Source organism: Bradyrhizobium sp. CAR08 (assembly GCF_052871955.1).
Genome location: NZ_JBIXJX010000011.1, coordinates 50,890 through 70,720, shown reverse-complemented (window position 1 = coordinate 70,720; position 19,831 = coordinate 50,890). Strand labels below are relative to the sequence as shown.

The window sequence follows — 19,831 nt, the reverse complement described above, 5'->3', positions numbered from 1 at the left end:
GCTGGCGCGCGACGTTGTCAGGACGCTGAGCGCTCCGTTCGGGCTCGACGGACACCAGACCATTGCGGGGCGCGAGCATCGGGATCGCGATTGCGCCTGGCGACGGCTCGACGCCCGAGCAACTCCTGCACAATGCCGATCTGGCCCTGTATCGCGCGAAAAGCGACGGCCGCGGCATGCACTGCTTCTTCGAACCGGCCATGGGCGAAGAAGCGCAAAGCCGTCGCGGGCTGGAGCAGGACCTGCGCAACGGCCTTGCCGCCGGCCAGTTCGAACTGCACTACCAGCCGGTCGTGAAGACCGACGGCGGCGATATCAGCGGCTTCGAAGCCTTGATCCGTTGGCGACATCCAGGGCGCGGACTGGTCGCGCCGAACAGCTTTATCCCGCTTGCGGAAGAGATCGGCCTGATCGTGCCGATCGGCGAATGGGTGATCCGGCAGGCCTGTGCCACTGCAAGCCGGTGGCCGAACCATCTGCACGTCGCCGTCAATATCTCGGCGGTGCAATTCCGCCAGCCGGGCCTGACGGAGGTGATCGTCGGCGCGCTGGCGGCCTCCGGCCTCGATCCGCGGCGGCTGGAGATCGAGATCACGGAAAGCGTGTTTCTGCAGGACAGGAACGGAACGCTGACGACGCTGCACCAGCTCCGGGCGCTGGGCATCAAGGTCGCCATGGACGATTTCGGCACCGGCTATTCGTCACTGACCTATCTGCAATGCTTCCCCTTCGACAAGATCAAGATCGACCGGTCTTTCGTCAGCGGCGTGGAAAACAATGCGGCATCCCTCAGCATCGTGCGGGCGGTGGCGGCACTGGCGCGCGGGATGGGCATGACGACGACGGCGGAGGGGGTGGAGAGCGAGGAGCAACGGGACCGGATCGCAGCGGAGGGCTGCACGGAAATGCAGGGCTATTTGTTCAGCCCTCCGTTGCCCGCCGAGGAAATCGAGCGCCATTTCCTGTCCGCGAAAACACCTGCCATGCCCGACCGGTTCGCTCTGCGGCATAACCGCCGCCAGCCCGCCCGCGCTTCCGGGTTTGATGCCCGGTCGCCGGGCAATCAACCGTCAAAACTCGTTGGCGATCTTCGAGAGCATCCCGAGCAGGGCTTCGCGGTTGGACGGCCCGAGCAGCTCGTTCAGCCGGGCCTCGTGCTTGGTGGCGACGAGCTTCTTGGCGCGGGCCAGCACGGCCTTGCCCTTGTCGGTCAGCACCAGGATGTGCGAGCGGCGGTCGTTGGTGGAGCGGATCCGCGCGCAAAGGTCGCGGCTCTCGAGATTGTCGAGCATCGCCACGAAATTCGGGCGCAGGATGCCGAGGGTGGAGGCGATCTCGGTCTGGTTACGGCCGGGGTTTTTCTCGACCAGCAGCAGCACGGAGAACTGCGCCGGCGTGAGCTGGAGCGAGGCCATGCAGCGCAGGAAGTTCTCGAACACCTTGAGCTGTGCCCGCTTCAGGACATAGCCGAGCTGCTCCGAGAGCTCGCCGAGCTGGAGGGCTTCGCCGGGCCCGTCGGCCGCGTCCTTGCGGCCCTTGGCTGTGTCGGCGGGTTTTTCTGAAGACTTTTCAGCGGTTTTGGAAACGGTCATCGCCTCATGCTCGCAATCCCGTTAAGTTCGGGAGGATCGTTCGCCACCCTTGATGTTATATTTGATAATTGTTATGGACCATATCAAATATCGTCAGCGCTGTTCAATGGCTGTGAGCGGACCGTCCACCACAATCAGGGGACCGGTCCTGAATCTTTGAGGGGGAGCGTCCGGTCTTGAATACCACCATCATGCTGTTCCTGCTGCAGGACGGCATCACCAATGGCGCGATTTATGCGCTGCTCGGCCTGGCGCTGGTGCTGGTGTTCGCCGTCACCCGCGTCATCCTCATTCCACAAGGCGAATTCGTCACCTATGGCGCGCTGACCTATGCCTCGCTGGCCGCGGGCCAGATGCCGGGCACGGCCAAACTCGCGCTCGCCCTAGGCCTCGGCGCCTTCGCGTTCGACCTGTTCGCCGCGCGCAAGGCGCTGCACGGACGCATGGTGCTGCGCAGCGTCCTCACCAATATCGTGCTGCCGGCCATCGTGCTGGCGCTGACCGTCTACTACGCCGCTCAGAAGCCGCCGGTTGCGGTCTGCATCGCGCTGTCGCTGGTGATCGTGGCGATGATCGGCCTGTTTCTCTACCGCATCGCATTCCAGCCGCTGGCGCACACCTCCGTGCTGGTGCTGTTGATCGCCTCGGTGGGCGTTCACCTCGCGCTTCAGGGTTTGGGCCTTTTGTTCTTCGGCGCCGAAGGCCAGCGCGGACCTGCCGTGCTGTCCGGCTCCTTCACCAGCGGTGCGCTGCGCTTCACCGGCCAGAGCATCACGGTCTATGGCATTACCATCGCCTTCATCGTCGGGCTGTGGCTGTTCTTTGGGTTGACACTTTACGGCAAGGCGCTGCGCGCGACCGCTGTGAACCGGCTCGGTGCCCGGCTCGTCGGCATCCGCACCACGCTATCCGGGCAGATCGCCTTCCTGCTGGCGTCCGTCATCGGCGCACTGTCGGGCATCATGATCGTGCCGATCACGACGCTGTATTACGACTCGGGCTTCCTGATCGGCCTGAAGGGCTTTGTCGCCGCGATCATCGGCGGGCTTGTCAGCTACCCCCTCACCGCCGTCGCGGCGCTGGTCGTCGGCATCGTCGAGGCGTTCTCGTCCTTCTATGCCTCCAACTACAAGGAGGTGATCGTTTTCATGCTCTTGATTCCCGTGCTGCTGCTGCGCTCGCTCGCGGCGCCTGCGGTCGAGGAAGAGAAGGACTGACGCCAAGATGCAGAGCCGGCTCCCCATCCTCATCTTCGCGCTGATCATGGCGGCGATCCCGTTCGTTCCGGGCATGCCCCCATTCTGGATCGTGCTGCTCGACAATATCGGCCTCGCGGCCCTGGTCGCGATGGGCCTCGTGCTGCTGACCGGCGTCGGCGGCCTGACCTCGTTTGGACAAGCGGCCTTCGTCGGCTTCGGCGCCTACACCACCGCGGTGCTGTCGACAACCTACGGCATGTCGCCCTGGCTGACGCTACCACTGTCGCTGCTGGTCAGCGGATTGCTGGCGGTGCTGCTCGGCCTCGTCACGGTCCGTCTCTCCGGCCATTATCTGCCGCTCGGCACGCTCGCCTGGGGACTCGGCTTGTTCTATCTCTTCAGCAAGCTGGAATTTTTGGGAAGAAACGACGGCATCTCGGCGATCCCGCCGCTGTCGATCGGCTCGTTCAAAATGCTCTCGCCCGGCTCGATCTACTACGCGATCTGGGTTGCCGTGATCCTCTCGGCGTTGCTCACGATGAACCTGCTGGACTCCCGCACCGGCCGCGCCATCCGCGCGCTCCGGCGCGGCCATGTCGCGGCCGAGGCGTTCGGCGTGCACACCCCGCGGGCGAAAATGCTGGTGTTCATCCATGCCGCCGTGCTCGCCGGCCTCTCCGGCTGGCTCTACGCCCATCTTCAGCGCGCGGTGAACCCGACGCCGTTCGGCGCGCAGGCGGGCATCGAGTATCTCTTCATCGCCGTGGTCGGCGGCGCCGGCTATGTCTGGGGCGGCGTCCTGGGCGCGGCGCTGGTCGTGGTCCTGAAGGAAGTGCTGCAGAGCTATCTGCCGTTGATCCTGCCCGGCTCGGGCCAGGTCGAGACCATCGTGTTCGGCATCATGCTGGTGGCGCTGCTCCAGCTCGCACCCGGCGGCGTCTGGCCCTGGCTGATGTCGTTCCTGCCCCAGCGTACCAGTGGCAAGAAGCCAGACACTTCGCTGAAACTGGAGCAGCGCACCCGCTCGCCCGGCCAATCCAGCGTCCTGCTCCAGGTCGAGAAGGCCCGGAAACAATTTGGCGGCGTGGTCGCGGTGAACAACGTCTCCTTCGACGTCCAGGCTCGCGAGATCGTCGCGCTGATCGGCCCCAACGGCGCCGGCAAGAGCACCACCTTCAACCTGATCACCGGCGTGCTGTCGGCCAGCTCGGGCTCGATCTCCGTGCTCGGCAACAAGGTCGACAGGGCGCCGCCGCAGGAGATCGTCAAGCTCGGCATCTCCCGCACCTTCCAGCACGTCAAGCTGGTGCCTGATATGACCGTGCTGGAAAACGTCGCGATCGGTGCCCATCTGCGCGGCCATTCGGGGCCGATCTCCTCGATGCTGCGGCTCGACCGCACTGATGAGGCAAAGCTGCTCGCCGAAGCCGCCCGCCAGATCGAGCGGGTCGGACTTGGCGAGCAGATGCATCAGCTCGCAGGCTCGCTCTCACTGGGACAGCAACGGATCGTCGAGATCGCCCGTGCGTTGTGCGTCGATCCGATGCTGCTGCTGCTCGACGAGCCGGCCGCCGGCCTGCGCCACATGGAGAAGGAGCGGCTCGCGACGCTGCTGCGCGAGCTGCGCGACGGCGGCATGAGCGTCCTGCTGGTCGAGCACGACATGGGCTTCGTCATGAACCTCGCCGACCGCATCGTGGTGCTCGATTTCGGCACCAAGATCGCGGAAGGAACGCCGGCCACGATCAAGACCAATCCCGAAGTGATCAAGGCCTATCTCGGAGTGGCGGCATGAGCGCGCTGTTGTCCGTCGCCAACGCCCATGTCGCCTATGGCAAGGTCGAGGCCGTGCGCTCGGTCTCGCTCGAAGTCGGCCAGAACCAGATCGTCACCATCGTCGGCGCCAACGGCGCCGGCAAGACCACGCTGCTCTCCGCCATCATCGGCATTTTGCCGCTGAAAGGGCGTGTTTCATTCGCAGGTCAGGACCTGTCGCGGCTCGACATCGAGGACCGCGTCGCCATGGGGCTTGGCCTCGTTCCCGAGCACCGCGAATTGTTCGTGACCATGAATGTCGAGGACAATCTCGAGTTAGGGGCCTTCCGCATCGAGAGAAGCAAGGCGAAAGCCTCGATGGAGCGGGTCTACACGCTGTTTCCGCGGCTCAAGGAGCGGCGCAAGCAGCTCGCCGGCACGCTGTCCGGCGGCGAGCAGCAGATGCTCGCAATGGGCCGCGCACTGATGGGCGAGCCCAAGCTCCTGATGCTGGACGAGCCGAGCCTCGGCCTCGCCCCGATCATCGTCGCCGACATTTTCCGCATCGTCACCGAACTGCGCGCCGCCGGCGTCTCCGTGCTGCTGGTCGAGCAGAACGCGCAGGCGGCATTGAAGATCGCGGATCAGGCCTATGTCATGGAGCTCGGCGAGTTCGTGCTCAGCGGCAAGGCCAGCGACATCGCGGCGAACGAGCGCGTGGCGGCGAGCTATCTCGGCTTCCAGCACGAAGGCGCGAGTGTGTTGTAGTTTCGAGACGCTTCCTCAAACTCATCTGTCATCGTGCGCAATTGCGCACAGGGGCGGACGATCCAGTATTCCAGAGGCCGCTGTGCTTGAACCGAGGCGCCGCGGCATACTGGATGCCCGCCTTCGCGGGGCATGACATCGGAGGATTCAGGGAGAGACGAAGATCGTGGCCTAGCTTGCCCCCTTCTCCCCCTTCAGCGCCGCCACCTCCGCCTCCAGCTCCGCGATTTTCGCATCCCTTGCCGCCAGCGCAGCTGCCACAGCGCCAGCGTCGAACTTTTGCGGGATGTGCTGCGGGCAGTTCGTGTCCCACGCTTCGATCTTGAACAGGATCACCTGCTCGGGCCGGGCGCGATAGCCCTTCGGCATCAGCGATGTCGTCAGCGCCTCGTCGTCCTCGACCACCCGCGCTTCGCCCCAGATCTTCACCCGGCGGCGATGGGCGTAGTCCATCACGAAGATGTAGGCCTTGGGATTTTCGGATAGGTTTCCCTGCGTGATGTATTGCCGATTGCCGGCGTAGTCCGTGAAGGCCAGCGTCTGCTTGTCCAGCACCTTCAAGAAGCCCTTCGGGCCGCCACGATGCTGGATGTAGGGCTGGCCGTCGGCCGAGGCCGTGGCGAGATAAAAGCTGTTGGCGTCGGCCAGGAACGCCGCGAGGTTCTCATCGACCTCGGTGCGCCAGCCGCGCTGCTCGGCATGCGCATAGCCTTCGCGTGATCCCTTTCGGGTCTGGATCGACTTCACCGCCGGCGTGAACGCCACGTCGCTGGCGTAGGTGTGAGTTGCCGTCATCGGACGATCTCCTGAATCCCGGCGCATCCCCGCGTCTTCGCCATCCAAAATGGACTTTTCGCCAGCTAAAACAATCGGCCCGCTTGACACTTCATCATTGCTGTATATGCAATAATGCCATGGATCGCCTCGAAGCCATGCATGTTTTCGTCACCGTCGCCGACCTGCGCGGCTTCGCGCCGGCGGCACGAAAACTGCGGCTGTCCCCCTCCGCGGTGACGCGGCTGATCGCGGCGCTGGAGGAGCATCTTGGCGCGCGGCTGTTGCAGCGGACCACCCGTCAAGTGACCCTGACCGACGTCGGCACGCGCTATCTCGAGCGCGCGCGTCGCATCCTCGCCGATGTCGAGGAGGCCGACGGCTCGGCACGGGAGGAGCGCAACCGACCGAGCGGGCGGCTGGTGGTGTCGGCGCCGGTCGGCTTCGGCCGGCTGCATGTCGGGCCTGTCATGATCGCCTACCTCAAGCGCTATCCCGAGGTCGCCTGCGAATTGCGGCTGTCGGACAATCTGGTCAATCTCGTGGAAGATGCCGTCGACGTCGCGGTGCGGATCGGCCATCTCGCCGACTCCTCTCTCGTCGCGCGCCAGGTCGGCGAGATGCGGCGGATCGTGGTGGCGACACCTGGCTATCTCAAGCGCCATGGCGAGCCGAAGACGCCGGAGGCATTGCTCGGGCACCAGACCATCGCCTTCGGTCCATCCGCGAACTGGCGCTTCGTGCAGGACGGCCGCGACATCGAGGTGGCGCCGAATCCACGCTTCGCCAGCAACAGCGCCGACGCCGCCCTGCAATATGCCGAGGCGGGCGGCGGCGTGACCCGGGTGCTGGCCTATCAGGCTGCCGAGGGCCTGCGGCGCGGGCGGCTCAGAATCGTGTTGGCGAAATACGAGCAGCCGGCGTTGCCGATCCACATCGTCTACCCGACCTCGCGCCTGCTCTCCGCCAAGGTGCGCGCCTTCGTCGATCTCGTGGTGGAGACCGCGGAGTGGAAATTCGGGTGACGCCCTCACCCCTTCTTCGGCACGACGCGAAAGGTGCCGCTGGCGCGGGCGATCACGGCGCCGTCGGCCTTCGCGAGGCACTGCGCGAAACAGATCGTGCTGCCGGTCTTGATCGCCTCACCCTCGACCGCGAGCCATTGGCCGATCTCGCCGGCGCCGACATAGTCGACCGACAGCGAGATCGTGACCAACGAGGTCGTCCAGCCCGTCGCCTGCGCGCAGCTGTAGCCCATGGCGGCATCGGCCAGCGCCGCGATCAGGCCGCCATGGATCAGCCCGCGCGCGTTGGTGTGCGGTTTCGCCAGCCGCAATCCCACGGTGACGCCGTTGTCGGTCTTCCTGGAGTAAAGCGGCTCCCAGGGATCGGTGAGCGGGGCTTTGCGAAAGTGCGGCTCGAAGCCGGCGGGAATGTCGGTGCTGGTCATGTCCGTCTCGCGTTGGTGGCTCCCGCCATTGAACGCGGCAGACGGGACAGATGCACCACCTACAAAGTTTTAAACGGAATTTGCGTGGGTGTTTGAAAGGAGTGGCGCCGTCGCCCCGCTATCCCTGTCATCACCCGCGAAAGCGGGTGATCCAGTATTCCAGAGACGGTGACGTGATACGGAGAGGCCGCGGCGTACTGGATGCCCCGCTTTCGCGGGGCATGACGGCGCGCCCTAAAACGGCAGCCCCACGTAATTCTCCGACAGCGAGGTCATCGCGGCCTGCGACTGCGTGACATAGTCGAGCTCGGCGAGCTGGATGCGCGCGCCGATGGTGCCGGTGTCGGGGAATTTGTGCAGCATCGAGGTCATCCACCAGGAGAAGCGCACGGCCTTCCAGACCCGCGCCAGCGCCTTCGCCGAATAGGCATCAATGCCGGCGCTGGATTTTTCGTCGTAGAACTCGCGAAACGCACTCGACAGATAATGCGCGTCGCTCGCGGCCAGGTTCAGCCCCTTGGCGCCGGTCGGCGGCACGATATGGGCGGCGTCGCCGCACAGGAACATCCTGCCGAAGCGCATCGGCTCGGCGACGAAGCTGCGCAGCGGCGCAATGCTCTTCTCGATCGAGGGGCCCGTGACCAGGCTGTCGGCGGCGTCCTGGTCGAGCCGGCGCTTGAGCTCGTCCCAGAAACGGTCGTCCGGCCATTGGTCGACGTGGTCGTCGAGCGCGCACTGCACATAGTAACGGCTGCGCCTGGTCGAACGCATGGTGCAGAGCGCAAAGCCACGGGCGTGGTTGGAATAGATCAGCTCGTGGCTGACCGGCGGCGTCTCGGAGAGGATGCCCAGCCAGCCGAACGGATAGATGCGCTCGAACTCCTCGATGGCCGAAGCCGGAACGCTGGCGCGGCTGACGCCGTGAAACCCGTCGCAACCGGCGATGAAATCGCAATCGATGGTGTGGGTGACGCCATCTTTCACGTAGGTTACGCGCGGGTGACCGCCGTCGAAATCCTGCGGCTGCACGTCCTTGGCCTCGTAGACCGAGGTGAGGCCGGCGGCCGTGCGCGCATTCATCAGATCGAGCGTGACCTCGGTCTGGCCGTAGATCATGACCGTCTTGCCGGTCGCAGCCTTCATGTCGATGCGGTGGCGGCGCCCGGAGAAGGTGAGTTCGATCCCTTCATGCACCAGCCCTTCGGCATGCGCCCGTGCGCCGGCGCCGATCTGGTCGATCAGCGCAACTGTTCCCTCCTCCAGCAGTCCGGCACGGATGCGGCCGAGCACATAGTCCGGGCTCTGCCGCTCCAGAATGACATTGTCGATGCCATAATGATGCAGCAGTTGCCCAAGCAACAATCCTGCCGGCCCCGCCCCGATGATTGCGACTTTTGTCCGCAATACTTGCTCCTCCCGATCCTGTAGCCTTTCGGCGTGGCTCGCTTGTCGCGGCCGTCCGCGCACGATAATTATATCATATAACGGTTGGGCAAAAGGGAGTGCGCGGCGGCACGTCGCGCCAGTTCCGGCTTGAACGCGCCGGCCAACTAGATAACATGTTAATTAACGAGACCGGGCCATCGAAGCCCGCCGTCAAAAGAGGGAGAGACGCGTGATGAGGAAAGCCTGTCTGGCGTTGCTGCTGGCAGCAAGCGTAAGCCCTGCGTTCGCGCAGGACAAGACCTTCGATTTGAAGATCTCGCACTGGGTGCCGGCCTCGCATCCACTACAGAAATCGCTGGAGGACTGGGCTGCCGCGGTCGAGAAGGATTCCGGCGGCACCATCAAGGGCAAGGTGTTTCCGGCCCAGCAGATGGGCAAGGCGTTCGACCATTACGACATGGCGCGCGACGGCATCGCCGACGTCACCTATGTCAATCCCGGCTACCAGCCCGGCCGTTTCCCGATCATCGGCGCTGGCGAATTGCCATTCCTGATCTCGGATGCCAAGGGCGGCTCGATGGGGCTTGACGCCTGGTATCGCAAATACGCCGAGAAGGAGATGAAGGACGTCAAATACTGCCTCGCCTTCGTCCACTCGCCCTCCTCCTTCCACTCCCGCACCAAGAAGATCGTGATGCCGGAGGACGTGAAGGGCCTGAAGATCCGCCCCGCCCACGCCACCATGGCGAATTTCGTTACCTCGCTCGGCGGCACCAATGTGCAATCCTCCGCGCCCGAAGTGCGCGACATCATCGAGCGCGGCGTCGCCGATGGCGTCACCTTCCCCTGGGGCTCGCTGGTGCTGTTCGGCATCGACAAGGTGACCAAATACGACATGGAGGCGCCGCTCTACACCACGACCTTCGTGTTCGTCATGAACAAGGACAAGTACAATGCGATGTCCGACAAGCAGAAGGCCGCAATCGACAAGAATTGCACGGTCGAGATGGCGGGCGTGGTCGGCGAGCACTGGGGCAAGTTCGAGGATGCCGGCATCGACAAGGTCAAGGCGGAAACCGGTCACGAGGTCTACAAGCTGACGCCCGAGCAGACCGCCGCCTGGAAGAAGGCCGCCGAGCCGCTGGTGAAGACCTGGTCCGACGGCGCGAAGAAGACCGGCGCGGATCCGGACGCGGCGCTTAGCGAGCTGAAGGCATCGCTGAAGAAGTACAACGCGCTGGCGGAGTAGCTCTTCGTCGAAACACATGCGGCGGCGGGATCATCTCGCCGCCGTTGTTCTGCAGCGGGTCGACACGTGAGGAGCGCAGCGCGCGTCCTCTCCCTCTCTCCCGCGTGAGGATGACGTCTCTTAGGAAGGTCCGATGAAGCGCAGCTGGATGGATCGCGTTATCGATTCGATCGAATGGATCGCAGCGGCCTTCGTCGGCATCGTCGCGCTCGACATCTTCCTGTCGGTGTTGCTGCGCAACACGCTGAACTATTCGATCCCCGATAGTTTCGACATCGGCCGCATGCTGCTCGGCATCCTCATCTTCTGGGGCATCGCCGCGACCTCCTATCGCGGCACCCACATCACCGTCGACCTCGTCTGGGGCAATGTCGGGCCGCGCTACCAGCGCTGGATCGACGTGTTCGCGACCCTGGTGCTGCTGTTCGTCGTGACGGTGCAGACCTGGACGCTGTTCGACAAGGTCCGCGGCACCTACAACGACAACGTCCAAACCTTCGACATGCACATGCCGACCTGGCCGTTCTTCGCGATCGCCTGGATCGGCGACGTCTCCGCCGTGCTGCTGATCGCGATCCGCACCTACCGGTTGATCTTCCATCCCGAAGAGATGCACGACCCCAAGCTGAAGGCGACGGAGTAATCATGAGCACCGATGCCGTCGCCGTTATCGGCTTCGTTTCCCTGTTCGCGTTGATGCTGCTGCGCGTGCCCGTCGGCATGGCCATGGGCCTCGTCGGCGTCTCCGGCTTCTCCTATCTCGTTGGCGCCACGCCGGCGCTGAAGCTGGTCGGCCAGACCTCGATGCGCACGGTGACCGACTACACCTTCGGCGTCATTCCGATGTTTTTGCTGATGGGCTCCTTCGTCAGCAATTCCGGCATGAGCCGCGAACTGTTCCGCGCCGCCAACGGCTTTGTCGGCCATTTGCGCGGCGGACTCGGCATCGCCACCGTCGGCGCCTGCGGCGGCTTTGCCGCGATCTGCGGCTCCTCGGTCGCGACCGCCGCGACCTTCTCCGCGGTCGCTTACCCCGAGATGCGCCGCTTCGGCTATCCGCAGTCGTTTGCCACCGGCGTGATCGCGGCCGGCGGCACGCTGGGTGCGATGCTGCCGCCCTCCACCGTGCTCGCCGTCTACGGCATCATCACCGAGCAGGACATCGGCAAGCTGTTCATCGCCGGCATCATCCCGGGCATCCTGGCGATGACCATGTACATGATCACGATCTTCCTGATCGGTTATTTCCGGCCCGACTTCCTGCCCAAGGGCAAGGAGCTGCCGTGGCGCGAGCGCTTCGCCGGCCTGAAGGACATCTGGGCGCCGGTGCTGCTGTTCGTGTTCGTGATCGGCGGCCTTTACGGCCTGCCCTATTTGCCGCGCTTCACGCCGACGGAAGCGGGCGGCGTCGGCGCCGCCGGCGCCTTCATCATCGGCGTGGCGACCGGCCGGCTCGACCGCGAGAAGATTCTGGCCTCACTGCTCCAGGCGACGCGCACGGCCGCCGCCGTGTTCACCGTGCTGATCGGCGCCTTGATCTTCGGCTATTTCCTCACGGTGACGCAGACCCCGCAAAAGGTGACGGAATTCCTCACCGGCCTCGGTCTCGGCCCCTACGGCGTGCTGGCGCTGATCATGGTGATGTATCTCGTGCTCGGCTGCCTGATGGACGCCATGGCGATGATCATCCTCACCGTGCCGATCATCTTCCCCGTGATCATGCATCTCGGTTTCGACCCGATCTGGTTCGGCGTCATCATCGTCATGACGGTCGAGCTCGGCCTGATCCATCCGCCGGTGGGCATGAACGTCTTTGTCATCAAGAGCGTGGTGAAGGACGTTTCCTTCTCCACCATCTTCAAGGGCGTGATTCCGTTCGTGGCGACAGACCTGGTGCGCCTGGTGATCCTGATCGCCTTCCCGCTGCTGGCGACGTGGTTGCCGACGCGGATGATGGCGCATTGAGGAGGTGAAGCGATGACCACGCCGTCGCTGGAAACCAGATACGTCTTTACCGTCACCGCACGCATCGGCGACGTCGTCACCGCCGGCGAGACCGGTATCGGCATTCGCCGCATCATCCCGATCGTCGGCGGCGAGGTGACGGGTGCGATCACCGGCAAGGTGCTGCCGTTCGGCGCGGACTTCCAGACCATCCGCCCGAATGAGCTGATTGATCTCGAAGCGAAGTACGCGTTCGAAACCGACGACGGCGCCACCGTCTATGTCGAGAACAAGGGCATGCGCTTCGGCCCGGTCGAGCTGTTGCAAAAGCTCAAGCGCGGCGAGCCGGTGGATCCCAAACTGATCTATTTCCGCACCGTGCCGAAGTTCGAGACCGGGCATGAGAAATACCGCTGGCTGATGCAGCACATTTTTGTCGGTTCAGCAGCCCGGCATGCGGACCGCGTCGTGATCGACGTGCATCAGGTGATGTGAGTTCATTGAGAGCACGGGCAAATGTGTATAAATACACATCATGAATAACCGGGAAATTATCTCGGTCCTTCAAAGAGATGGCTGGGTCCAAGTGGCTCAGAAGGGCAGCCACGTCCAGTTCAAGCACCCCCGCGAAGCAGGGCCGGGTCACGGTCCCTCATCCGAAGCGGGACGTCCCTCTCGGAACACTGAAGAGTATTGAAAAGCAATCCGGCCTGAAGCTGAGGTAAGCGCCATGCGCCACTACATTGGTCTTATCCATAAGGACGCCGACAGCGATTTCGGCGTGTCGTTTCCCGATCTGCCCGGCCTCGTGACCGCAGGAACCACGCTCGACGAGGCACGCGACATGGCCGAGGAAGCGCTGGCGCTTCACCTCGAGGGGATGGCGGAGGACGGCGAACCGATCCCAGAGCCTTCCTCACTCGAAGATATCATGTCCAAGCCCGAGAACCGCTCGGGCGTCGCCATTCTGGTCTCGATGAAGGACGATCTGCCGAAGGTCGTGCGCGTCAATGTCACCTTGCCGGGTGATGTCCTGGAGCAAATTGACAAATACGCCGAGGCCCACGGCTACACGCGATCGGGCCTGCTTGCTCAGGCCGCGAAGAAGCTGATGACCGACGCAGCCTGAGGCGCTCCACGTATTGCGCCGAATGCGGCGCCCAATTGGCTGACGTTTTCCCGTTTCGAAGGAGGCTTCGAAGCGCAACGGCGGGACTTCCCTTGTTGACTCCCCCTGAATTCGTTATACAACATAACTATTCTGACAAGGACGCAAATGACACAGGGAAACGCCGAGACCGCTGACGCGGGCGCCTCCGGGCTTTTGAAGATCGAGCGGGCGGACCGGGTTTTGACCGTCGGCCTCAATCGGCCGGCCAAGCGCAATGCGCTCAACGACGGCATCATCCTGGAGATCGGCGAGTGTTTTGCGGCCCTGCCCGAGGATATCGGCGCCGTCGTCATCCACGGCATCGGCGACCATTTTTCCAGCGGTCTCGACCTCTCCGAACTGACCGACCATGATGCCAGTGGCGGCCTTCTCCATTCCCAGATGTGGCACCGGGTGTTCGACCGCATCCAGTACAGCCGCGTGCCTGTGATCGCCGCGCTCAGGGGCGCCGTGATCGGAGGCGGGCTGGAGCTCGCCTGCGCGGCGCATATCCGTGTCGCCGAACCCTCGACCTATTTCGCGCTGCCGGAGGGGCAGCGCGGCATCTTCGTCGGTGGCGGCGGTTCGGTGCGCCTGCCGCGCCTGATCGGCGTCGCCAGGATGATGGACATGATGCTGACCGGCCGCGTCTATTCCGCGACCGAAGGCACCTCCTACGGCTTTGCGCAATATGTCACGGAAGCCGGCAACGGGCTCGGCAAGGCGATGGAGCTTGCGACCAAGGTCGCCTCCAACGCGCCGCTGACCAACTTCGCCGTGCTCCAGGCGCTGCCGATGATCGCGGAGGCCAATCCGCAGACCGGCCTGTTGATGGAATCGCTGATGGCGACGGTGGCGCAGAGCGACAAAGAGGCAAAACGCAGGATCCGCGAGTTCCTCGAACACAAGACCGCAAAGGTGAAGCCGAAATCATGAGCGCGCAGCCGTCCTCTTCCAGCATGGAGCGCGGCGCGAGCACTTCCCCGCTGCGGCCCATTTCGTTCGGCGATCCCGTCGTCAATATCGAGCGGCGCGACGACGGCACGATTTATCTGCGGCCCAAACAGCCGCTCGGCGATTATCCGGCCCGCATCACCGACCGCCTGCATCACTGGGCGAGCGCGACGCCCGATCGCGTCTTCATGGCCGAGCGCGAAGGTGGCCGCGGCTGGCGCAAGATCAGCTACGCCGAGCTGCTCGCCGCGAGCCGGCACATCGCCTCAGGGCTCATTGCGCGCGGGCTGTCGGCGGAGCGGCCGGTCGTCATCCTCTCCGGCAATTCGATCGACCACGCATTGCTCGCGTTCGGCGCGTTCTATGCCGGCATTCCGTTCTGCCCGGTGTCGCCGGCCTATTCGCTGGTATCGAAGGATTACGGCAAGCTTTCCTACCTGATGAAGCTGCTGACGCCCGGCCTCGTCTTTGCCGAGGACGCCGAAAAGTTCGCCGACGCGCTCGCGGCCAACGTCTCGCTCGGCACCGAGATCGCCGCGTCCTACGGTCGCGTGCCGGGCCGCGACGTCACCTTGCTCGCCGACCTCATGGCAACGCCGATCCGCGGCGATCTGGACGAGGTCCACGGCAAGATCGGCCCCGACACCATCGCGAAATTCCTGCTGACCTCGGGCTCGACCGGCAACCCCAAGGCGGTCATCAACACCCAGCGCATGATCTGCGCCAACCAGGTGATGCTGCGCGAGACGCTCGCCTTCCTCAAGGACGAGCCGCCCGTCATCATCGACTGGCTGCCCTGGAATCACACTTTTGGCGGCAACCACAACATCGGGCTGACGCTTTACAATGGCGGCTCGATGTATCTCGACGCCGGCAAGCCGGTGCCGGGAGGCATCGAGGAGACCGTGCGCAATCTCCAGGAGATTTCGCCGACGGTCTATTTCAACGTGCCCAAGGGCTACGAGTCGCTGCTGCCTTATCTGCGCGACGACCAAGGGCTGCGCGCAAAATTCTTCGACCGGCTGCACGCGATGTTCTTCTCGGGCGCGGCCCTGTCGCCGTTCGTCTGGAACAGCCTCGACGAGCTCGCGGTGAAGGAAAAAGGCTACCGCGTACCGATGCTGACCGGCCTCGGTGCAACCGAGACCGCGCCGTTCTTCATGTCGGTCAACCCGCGCACCAGCCGCTCCGGCCATGTCGGGCTTCCCGTATCCGGCAATGACGCCAAGCTGGTGCCGAACAACGGCAAGATGGAAGTTCGTTGCAAGGGGCCGAACGTGATGCCCGGCTACTGGCGCCAGCCCGACATCACCGCAAATTCGTTCGACGAAGAAGGCTTCTACAAGCTCGGCGATGCCCTCAAGCCCGTCGATCCCGATGATCTCAATGCCGGCTTCGATTTCGACGGCCGCATCGGTGAGGATTTCAAGCTCGGCAGCGGCACCTGGGTCAGCGTCGGCCCATTGCGCGCGCGCTTCGTCGCGGCTTGCGCGCCGCTGGTGCGCGACGTCGTCATCGCCGGCATCAACCGAGACGAGATCTCCGCGCTCGTCGTGCTCGATCTCGACGGCTGCCGGCTGATCAACCCGACGCTGCCGACCGACGATCTCGTCGTCGCGACCCGCGACCGGCTGGTGCGCGAGGCATTTCGCGAACGGCTGACCCGCTTTCTCAGCGCGGCCACGGGATCCTCGACGCGGATCACGCGCGCGATCCTCTTGGACACGCCACTCTCGATCGACAAGGGCGAGGTCACCGACAAGGGCTCGATCAACCAGCGCGCGGTGCTCGAGCATCGCAGCCTGCTGATCGAGGAGCTCTACGCTGCCAATCCATCGGACCGTGTGATATCGGTCGGGTAAGAAAACGTCGCACCAGGGAGAACGCCATGTTGTTGAAGGATCAGGCTGTCATCGTCACGGGCGGCGCGTCGGGACTGGGCGCGGCGACCGCGCGTAAGCTGGCGGCGCAGGGCGCCAGGGTCGCGGTGTGCGACCTCAATGCCAAGCTCGCCGAAACTGTCGCCGCCGAGATCAAGGGCGTGGCTGTGGCTTGCGACGTCTCCGATGCGGCTTCCGCTGAGGCTGCGATCGCCCAAGCGACCAAGTCCCATGGACCCGCGCGCGTGCTGGTCAATTGCGCCGGCATCGGCGTTGCCAAGCGCGTCGTCGGCCGCGACGGCCCGATGGCGCTCGCCGATTTCGACAAGGTGATCAAGGTCAATTTGATCGGCACCTTCAACATGCTCCGCCTTGCCGCGAACGAGATGTCCAAGCTCGAGCCGCAGGCAACCGGCGAGCGCGGCGTCATCATCAACACGGCATCCGTTGCCGCTTATGACGGCCAGATCGGGCAATCGGCCTATTCGGCCTCCAAGGGCGGCATCGTCGGCATGACGCTGCCGATCGCGCGCGAGCTGGCGCAGTTCGGCGTCCGCGTGCTGACGATCGCGCCCGGCCTGTTCCTCACGCCGCTGCTCGCCAACCTGCCGCAGGAAGCCCAGGACTCGCTCGCCGCCGCGATCCCGTTCCCGCGCCGGCTCGGCCACGCCGAGGAGTTCGCGGCACTGGCGCTGCACATGGTCGAGAATTCGTACCTGAACGGCGAAGTGGTGCGCCTCGACGGCTCGCTACGCATGGCGCCGAAATAGGGCGCAGCATATGTTCGTGAACCGGCGCGACGTCCAGATCCAGTGGGGTGACTGCGACCCCGCCAACATCGTCTATTACCCGCGCTATTTCGCGATGTTCGACGATTCGACGTCGACCCTGTTCGAAGTCGCCGGCTTCTCCAAGCAGGACCTGGTCCGCAAATACGGCTTGGTCGGCATTCCCATGGTCGACACACGCGCCAAGTTCTACATCCCCTCGACTTACGGCGACTGGATCACCATCGAAACGAAGGTCGAGAGCATCAAGCGCTCGAGCTTCGAGGTGAAGCACAGCGTCTACAAGGGCGAGGCGCTGGCGATCGAGGGTTTTGAGACCCGTGTCCTGGTCGGCCGCGACCCCGTTAACCCCGACAAACTGAAATCGGCACCGTTTCCTGCGGAAATGGTAGCCAAATTCACCGGGAGCGAGGCCCGGAGCTAAATCGCCACATCACCAAAAGAGGGGGCTGAATTACCCCCCGATTTCTGCTTTCAAAGAAACACATAAAGGGAGGAATAGATGAAACGCTTTTACCTGACCGCCGCCGTCACCGCGGCCGCGCTTGCGCTGCCAGCCGTGCCCGCGCTGGCCCAGACCGCCGAGGTCACCATCGGCATCACCACCACCACCACGGGCCCCGGCGCAGCGCTGGGCATTCCCGAGCGCAATGCGCTGGAGTTCGTGCCGAAGGAGATCGGCGGCGTGCCGCTGAAAGTGATCGTGCTCGACGACGGCGGCGATCCGACCACCGCGACCACCAACGCCCGCCGCTTCGTGACCGAATCCAAGGCCGACATCATCATGGGCTCGGCGCTGACGCCCCCGACCATCGCGGTGTCCAACGTCGCCAACGAAGCCGGCATTCCGCATTTCGGCCTGGCGCCGTTCCCGATTACGCCGGAGCGCATGAAGTGGTCGGTGGCGATGCCGCAGCCGATCCCGATCGTGGGCAAGGTGCTGTACGACCACATGAAGTCGAAGGGTGTGAAGACCGTCGGTTATATCGGCTATTCCGACTCCTATGGCGACCTCTGGTTCAACGATTTGAAGGCGCAGGCCGTGCCGATGGGCATAACCATCGCCGACGAGGAGCGCTTCGCTCGCCCCGACACGTCGGTGACCGGACAGGTGCTGAAGCTCGTGGCGGCGAATCCCGATGCCATTCTGGTCGGCGCTTCCGGCACCGCGGCCGCGCTGCCGCAGACCGAGCTACGCGAGCGTGGCTATCAGGGCCTGATCTACCAGACCCATGGCGCCGCCAGTATGGACTTCATCCGCATCGCCGGCAAAGCTGCGGAAGGCGTGCTGATGGCCTCTGGTCCCGTCATGGATCCCGAGGACCAGCCGGACGAAGCCGCCACCAAGAAGCCGGGCCTCGCGCTCAACTCGGCCTATGAAGCCAAGTACGGCCCGAACAGCCGCAGCCAGTTCGCCGGTCACTCTTACGACGCCTTCGAGATTCTCAAGCGCATCATCCCGGCGGCACTCAAGACGGCGAAGCCAGGCACGCCGGAATTCCGCGAGGCGATTCGCCAAGCGCTGCTGTCGGAGAAGGAGCTTGCGGCGAGCCAAGGCGTCTACAATTTCACCGAAAAGGATCGCTACGGCCTCGACGAGCGCTCGCGCATCCTGCTCACGGTGAAGAACGGCAAGTACACGCTGGTGAAATAGACGCAGCGGCAGGATTGAGACGACGAGAGCCGGCCCGATGGGCCGGCTCTTTTTGTTTGCAGCGAGCGTAATGCCGGATCGCGTTTGAACAACAGCACCGCTCTCTGAGTTCCCTCCTCCCTTGTGGGGGAGGGGACACACCTTTCTCGGGGCGCTAGATGAGTCTCATTCCAGGCCTCAAGCCGCCTGCCGCAGCGGGGTCCAGGCGAACTCCGGATAGTAACTGTCCATCATCCGGTCGACATAAGCGGTGAGGTTCCGAAATCCTTCGGCGCGACGGCGCAGTGCGGATTCGAAGAACGGCGTCAGGATCCCGGCGAGTGCACCGAAGGCGGTGGCATCGACGCCGCAGGGCTTGTTGCCCATCAGATAGGACTTGTCGCCGAGCTGCACCGAGAGCGCAAACAGCGAGCGCACGGCGAGATCGACGTCGTCATCGGGCGCGTGGCGGCCGAGTCCGGAGAGCAGGTAGTTCTCGGCGACACGGAATTGCGCGTCCTCGCGCAACTTCTCGCGATTGTGCTCCGGCGCGCCGTCGAAGAAATGCGCAGGCCCCTTGGCGAAGTTGACCGGATCGACCCAGCGCGCCCCGACCAGCGCAAAATAAACGTGATGCTCGATCATGCGTTCGAATGCCCAGGCCTGCGCGCGCTCGACGAGCGACAGACCGGCGTCGAAATCGAAGCCGTAGCGGCGCTCGATATGGGCGCGGATGAAAGTGGAATCGGCCACCGCCTCGCCGCCATCGTCGATGAAGGGCAGCTGCCCCTTGGGTGATGCGGGTGGCATCGCCCGCTCCTTCCGGTAGGGCAATCCCGCCATCTTGAGCTGCACCTCCGTCTTGGTGACGAAGGGGCTGATTTCCGGCAGGCCGAAGCCGGCGCCAAAGCCGTAAAGCGTGATCATGAAGGCTCTCCTGAAACGACCGAAAGAGTTGAGGGAACTTAACCGCGGGCTGCTGCCACCATGGTGGCAGCAGCCGTGATATCTTCTGCGAAACGGGCCCCCCGCCAGGCGCGGGCCATGACATGACGGACCAGCGCGTCCGCGGCCTGGACCAGGAAGCGAGCCACCATGGTCGCGAGCGCAAGGCGGAGGTCGAGGACCATGAGATCAAGGGATACGAGGCGGCCGAACGCCCATGCGTACCAAGCTCGGGCTTGCAAACGCGGGACTTGCAAAGGCTGGACCTGTAAAGGCGGGGTCCGCCACAGCGCAGCGGCCGGGCCGAAATGAGTTGGAATGATCATGGACAAATCCTCTTCAGTCGACGTGTTGTCCCGGTATA

20 protein-coding genes and 2 pseudogenes are annotated in these 19,831 nt (G+C 64.2%); 16 read left to right on the top strand and 6 right to left on the bottom strand.

Going from position 1 to position 19,831, the window contains the following annotated elements; translation table 11 throughout:
• Positions 1 to 62: 62 nt before the first annotated feature.
• Positions 63 to 872 (top strand): annotated as a pseudogene (locus ACIPUD_RS23150) (putative bifunctional diguanylate cyclase/phosphodiesterase); the annotation flags it as partial.
• A gap of 198 nt (positions 873 to 1,070) precedes the next feature.
• Here the strand turns inward: ACIPUD_RS23150 and ACIPUD_RS23145 are convergent.
• Positions 1,071 to 1,592 (bottom strand): MarR family winged helix-turn-helix transcriptional regulator, encoded by a 522-nt coding sequence (locus ACIPUD_RS23145; protein WP_085351833.1) that lies wholly within the window; start codon positions 1,590 to 1,592, stop codon positions 1,071 to 1,073.
• A gap of 176 nt (positions 1,593 to 1,768) precedes the next feature.
• Here ACIPUD_RS23145 and ACIPUD_RS23140 point away from each other — a divergent pair, with 176 nt between their 5' ends.
• From ACIPUD_RS23140 to ACIPUD_RS23130, 3 genes are read left to right on the top strand one after another with little or no spacing between them, the layout of a single operon-like run.
• Entirely contained in the window at positions 1,769 to 2,809 is a 1,041-nt protein-coding gene (locus tag ACIPUD_RS23140) for a branched-chain amino acid ABC transporter permease (protein ID WP_166517483.1), read from the top strand.
• 7 nt (positions 2,810 to 2,816) lie between these two features.
• The gene (locus ACIPUD_RS23135) at positions 2,817 to 4,586 is read left to right on the top strand and encodes a branched-chain amino acid ABC transporter ATP-binding protein/permease (protein ID WP_085351706.1); all 1,770 of its coding nucleotides are present in this window, start codon (positions 2,817 to 2,819) and stop codon (positions 4,584 to 4,586) included.
• A complete protein-coding gene (locus ACIPUD_RS23130) occupies positions 4,583 to 5,314 on the top strand; it encodes an ABC transporter ATP-binding protein (protein WP_018458475.1) in 732 nt (243 codons plus the stop codon). The genes ACIPUD_RS23135 and ACIPUD_RS23130 overlap by 4 nt, the downstream gene beginning before the upstream one ends.
• Positions 5,315 to 5,485: 171 nt before the next feature.
• Here ACIPUD_RS23130 and ACIPUD_RS23125 read toward each other — a convergent pair whose 3' ends face one another.
• Positions 5,486 to 6,109, bottom strand: a complete 624-nt coding sequence (locus ACIPUD_RS23125) for a pyridoxamine 5'-phosphate oxidase family protein (RefSeq protein WP_446481612.1) — start codon at positions 6,107 to 6,109, stop codon at positions 5,486 to 5,488.
• A gap of 119 nt (positions 6,110 to 6,228) precedes the next feature.
• Between ACIPUD_RS23125 and ACIPUD_RS23120 the strand changes: the two genes are divergently transcribed.
• On the top strand, positions 6,229 to 7,113 hold the full coding sequence (locus ACIPUD_RS23120; protein ID WP_018458473.1) for a LysR family transcriptional regulator: 885 nt from the start codon (positions 6,229 to 6,231) through the stop codon (positions 7,111 to 7,113).
• A 5-nt stretch (positions 7,114 to 7,118) separates the two neighbouring features.
• Here ACIPUD_RS23120 and ACIPUD_RS23115 read toward each other — a convergent pair whose 3' ends face one another.
• On the bottom strand, positions 7,119 to 7,538 hold the full coding sequence (locus tag ACIPUD_RS23115) for a PaaI family thioesterase (RefSeq protein ID WP_018458472.1): 420 nt from the start codon (positions 7,536 to 7,538) through the stop codon (positions 7,119 to 7,121).
• A 234-nt stretch (positions 7,539 to 7,772) separates the two neighbouring features.
• Positions 7,773 to 8,942: a 4-hydroxybenzoate 3-monooxygenase gene (pobA, locus tag ACIPUD_RS23110; protein ID WP_446481611.1), complete on the bottom strand. Its 1,170-nt coding sequence runs from the start codon at positions 8,940 to 8,942 to the stop codon at positions 7,773 to 7,775.
• 214 nt (positions 8,943 to 9,156) lie between these two features.
• Here pobA and ACIPUD_RS23105 point away from each other — a divergent pair, with 214 nt between their 5' ends.
• The 11 genes and pseudogenes from ACIPUD_RS23105 to ACIPUD_RS23055 all read left to right on the top strand — a co-directional run bounded on the left by ACIPUD_RS23105 (position 9,157) and on the right by ACIPUD_RS23055 (position 18,543).
• Positions 9,157 to 10,173: a TRAP transporter substrate-binding protein gene (locus ACIPUD_RS23105; protein ID WP_085361641.1), complete on the top strand. Its 1,017-nt coding sequence runs from the start codon at positions 9,157 to 9,159 to the stop codon at positions 10,171 to 10,173.
• 133 nt (positions 10,174 to 10,306) lie between these two features.
• Positions 10,307 to 10,816 (top strand): TRAP transporter small permease, encoded by a 510-nt coding sequence (locus ACIPUD_RS23100; RefSeq protein ID WP_007605289.1) that lies wholly within the window; start codon positions 10,307 to 10,309, stop codon positions 10,814 to 10,816.
• A 2-nt stretch (positions 10,817 to 10,818) separates the two neighbouring features.
• Entirely contained in the window at positions 10,819 to 12,138 is a 1,320-nt protein-coding gene (locus ACIPUD_RS23095) for a TRAP transporter large permease (protein WP_018458468.1), read from the top strand.
• 12 nt (positions 12,139 to 12,150) lie between these two features.
• Positions 12,151 to 12,612, top strand: a complete 462-nt coding sequence (locus ACIPUD_RS23090) for a DUF3237 domain-containing protein (RefSeq protein WP_446481610.1) — start codon at positions 12,151 to 12,153, stop codon at positions 12,610 to 12,612.
• A gap of 40 nt (positions 12,613 to 12,652) precedes the next feature.
• A pseudogene (locus ACIPUD_RS23085) lies at positions 12,653 to 12,842 on the top strand (type II toxin-antitoxin system HicA family toxin).
• Between the two features lie 5 nt (positions 12,843 to 12,847).
• Complete coding sequence (locus tag ACIPUD_RS23080) at positions 12,848 to 13,246, top strand: type II toxin-antitoxin system HicB family antitoxin (RefSeq protein ID WP_085351700.1); 399 nt, start codon at positions 12,848 to 12,850, stop codon at positions 13,244 to 13,246.
• Positions 13,247 to 13,393: 147 nt separating this feature from the next.
• Positions 13,394 to 14,203 (top strand): crotonase/enoyl-CoA hydratase family protein, encoded by an 810-nt coding sequence (locus ACIPUD_RS23075; protein WP_085361644.1) that lies wholly within the window; start codon positions 13,394 to 13,396, stop codon positions 14,201 to 14,203.
• Positions 14,200 to 16,083: a feruloyl-CoA synthase gene (locus tag ACIPUD_RS23070; protein WP_446481609.1), complete on the top strand. Its 1,884-nt coding sequence runs from the start codon at positions 14,200 to 14,202 to the stop codon at positions 16,081 to 16,083. Before ACIPUD_RS23075 ends, ACIPUD_RS23070 begins: the two co-directional genes overlap by 4 nt.
• Positions 16,084 to 16,109: 26 nt before the next feature.
• On the top strand, positions 16,110 to 16,871 hold the full coding sequence (locus ACIPUD_RS23065; protein ID WP_446481608.1) for an SDR family NAD(P)-dependent oxidoreductase: 762 nt from the start codon (positions 16,110 to 16,112) through the stop codon (positions 16,869 to 16,871).
• 10 nt (positions 16,872 to 16,881) lie between these two features.
• Positions 16,882 to 17,313 (top strand): acyl-CoA thioesterase, encoded by a 432-nt coding sequence (locus tag ACIPUD_RS23060; protein WP_085351696.1) that lies wholly within the window; start codon positions 16,882 to 16,884, stop codon positions 17,311 to 17,313.
• Positions 17,314 to 17,391: 78 nt separating this feature from the next.
• On the top strand, positions 17,392 to 18,543 hold the full coding sequence (locus tag ACIPUD_RS23055) for an ABC transporter substrate-binding protein (protein WP_204513256.1): 1,152 nt from the start codon (positions 17,392 to 17,394) through the stop codon (positions 18,541 to 18,543).
• 177 nt (positions 18,544 to 18,720) lie between these two features.
• Here ACIPUD_RS23055 and ACIPUD_RS23050 read toward each other — a convergent pair whose 3' ends face one another.
• Entirely contained in the window at positions 18,721 to 19,449 is a 729-nt protein-coding gene (locus tag ACIPUD_RS23050) for a glutathione S-transferase family protein (protein ID WP_446481607.1), read from the bottom strand.
• Positions 19,450 to 19,487: 38 nt separating this feature from the next.
• Positions 19,488 to 19,793: a hypothetical protein gene (locus tag ACIPUD_RS23045; protein ID WP_247294194.1), complete on the bottom strand. Its 306-nt coding sequence runs from the start codon at positions 19,791 to 19,793 to the stop codon at positions 19,488 to 19,490.
• Between the last annotated feature and the right edge of the window lie 38 nt (positions 19,794 to 19,831).

What these genes read in the sequence shown, in the direction of transcription:
- ACIPUD_RS23055 (WP_204513256.1), top strand. Translation starts at nt 17,392, where the DNA reads ATGAAACGCTTTTACCTGACCGCCGCCGTCACCGCGGCCGCGCTTGCG.
- ACIPUD_RS23070 (WP_446481609.1), top strand. Translation starts at nt 14,200, where the DNA reads ATGAGCGCGCAGCCGTCCTCTTCCAGCATGGAGCGCGGCGCGAGCACT.
- ACIPUD_RS23090 (WP_446481610.1), top strand. Translation starts at nt 12,151, where the DNA reads ATGACCACGCCGTCGCTGGAAACCAGATACGTCTTTACCGTCACCGCA.
- ACIPUD_RS23065 (WP_446481608.1), top strand. Translation starts at nt 16,110, where the DNA reads ATGTTGTTGAAGGATCAGGCTGTCATCGTCACGGGCGGCGCGTCGGGA.
- ACIPUD_RS23135 (WP_085351706.1), top strand. Translation starts at nt 2,817, where the DNA reads ATGCAGAGCCGGCTCCCCATCCTCATCTTCGCGCTGATCATGGCGGCG.
- ACIPUD_RS23100 (WP_007605289.1), top strand. Translation starts at nt 10,307, where the DNA reads ATGAAGCGCAGCTGGATGGATCGCGTTATCGATTCGATCGAATGGATC.
- ACIPUD_RS23125 (WP_446481612.1), bottom strand. Translation starts at nt 6,109, where the DNA reads ATGACGGCAACTCACACCTACGCCAGCGACGTGGCGTTCACGCCGGCG.
- ACIPUD_RS23045 (WP_247294194.1), bottom strand. Translation starts at nt 19,793, where the DNA reads ATGATCATTCCAACTCATTTCGGCCCGGCCGCTGCGCTGTGGCGGACC.
- ACIPUD_RS23130 (WP_018458475.1), top strand. Translation starts at nt 4,583, where the DNA reads ATGAGCGCGCTGTTGTCCGTCGCCAACGCCCATGTCGCCTATGGCAAG.
- ACIPUD_RS23105 (WP_085361641.1), top strand. Translation starts at nt 9,157, where the DNA reads ATGAGGAAAGCCTGTCTGGCGTTGCTGCTGGCAGCAAGCGTAAGCCCT.
- ACIPUD_RS23050 (WP_446481607.1), bottom strand. Translation starts at nt 19,449, where the DNA reads ATGATCACGCTTTACGGCTTTGGCGCCGGCTTCGGCCTGCCGGAAATC.
- ACIPUD_RS23060 (WP_085351696.1), top strand. Translation starts at nt 16,882, where the DNA reads ATGTTCGTGAACCGGCGCGACGTCCAGATCCAGTGGGGTGACTGCGAC.
- ACIPUD_RS23115 (WP_018458472.1), bottom strand. Translation starts at nt 7,538, where the DNA reads ATGACCAGCACCGACATTCCCGCCGGCTTCGAGCCGCACTTTCGCAAA.
- ACIPUD_RS23120 (WP_018458473.1), top strand. Translation starts at nt 6,229, where the DNA reads ATGGATCGCCTCGAAGCCATGCATGTTTTCGTCACCGTCGCCGACCTG.
- ACIPUD_RS23075 (WP_085361644.1), top strand. Translation starts at nt 13,394, where the DNA reads ATGACACAGGGAAACGCCGAGACCGCTGACGCGGGCGCCTCCGGGCTT.
- ACIPUD_RS23145 (WP_085351833.1), bottom strand. Translation starts at nt 1,592, where the DNA reads ATGACCGTTTCCAAAACCGCTGAAAAGTCTTCAGAAAAACCCGCCGAC.
- ACIPUD_RS23095 (WP_018458468.1), top strand. Translation starts at nt 10,819, where the DNA reads ATGAGCACCGATGCCGTCGCCGTTATCGGCTTCGTTTCCCTGTTCGCG.
- ACIPUD_RS23080 (WP_085351700.1), top strand. Translation starts at nt 12,848, where the DNA reads ATGCGCCACTACATTGGTCTTATCCATAAGGACGCCGACAGCGATTTC.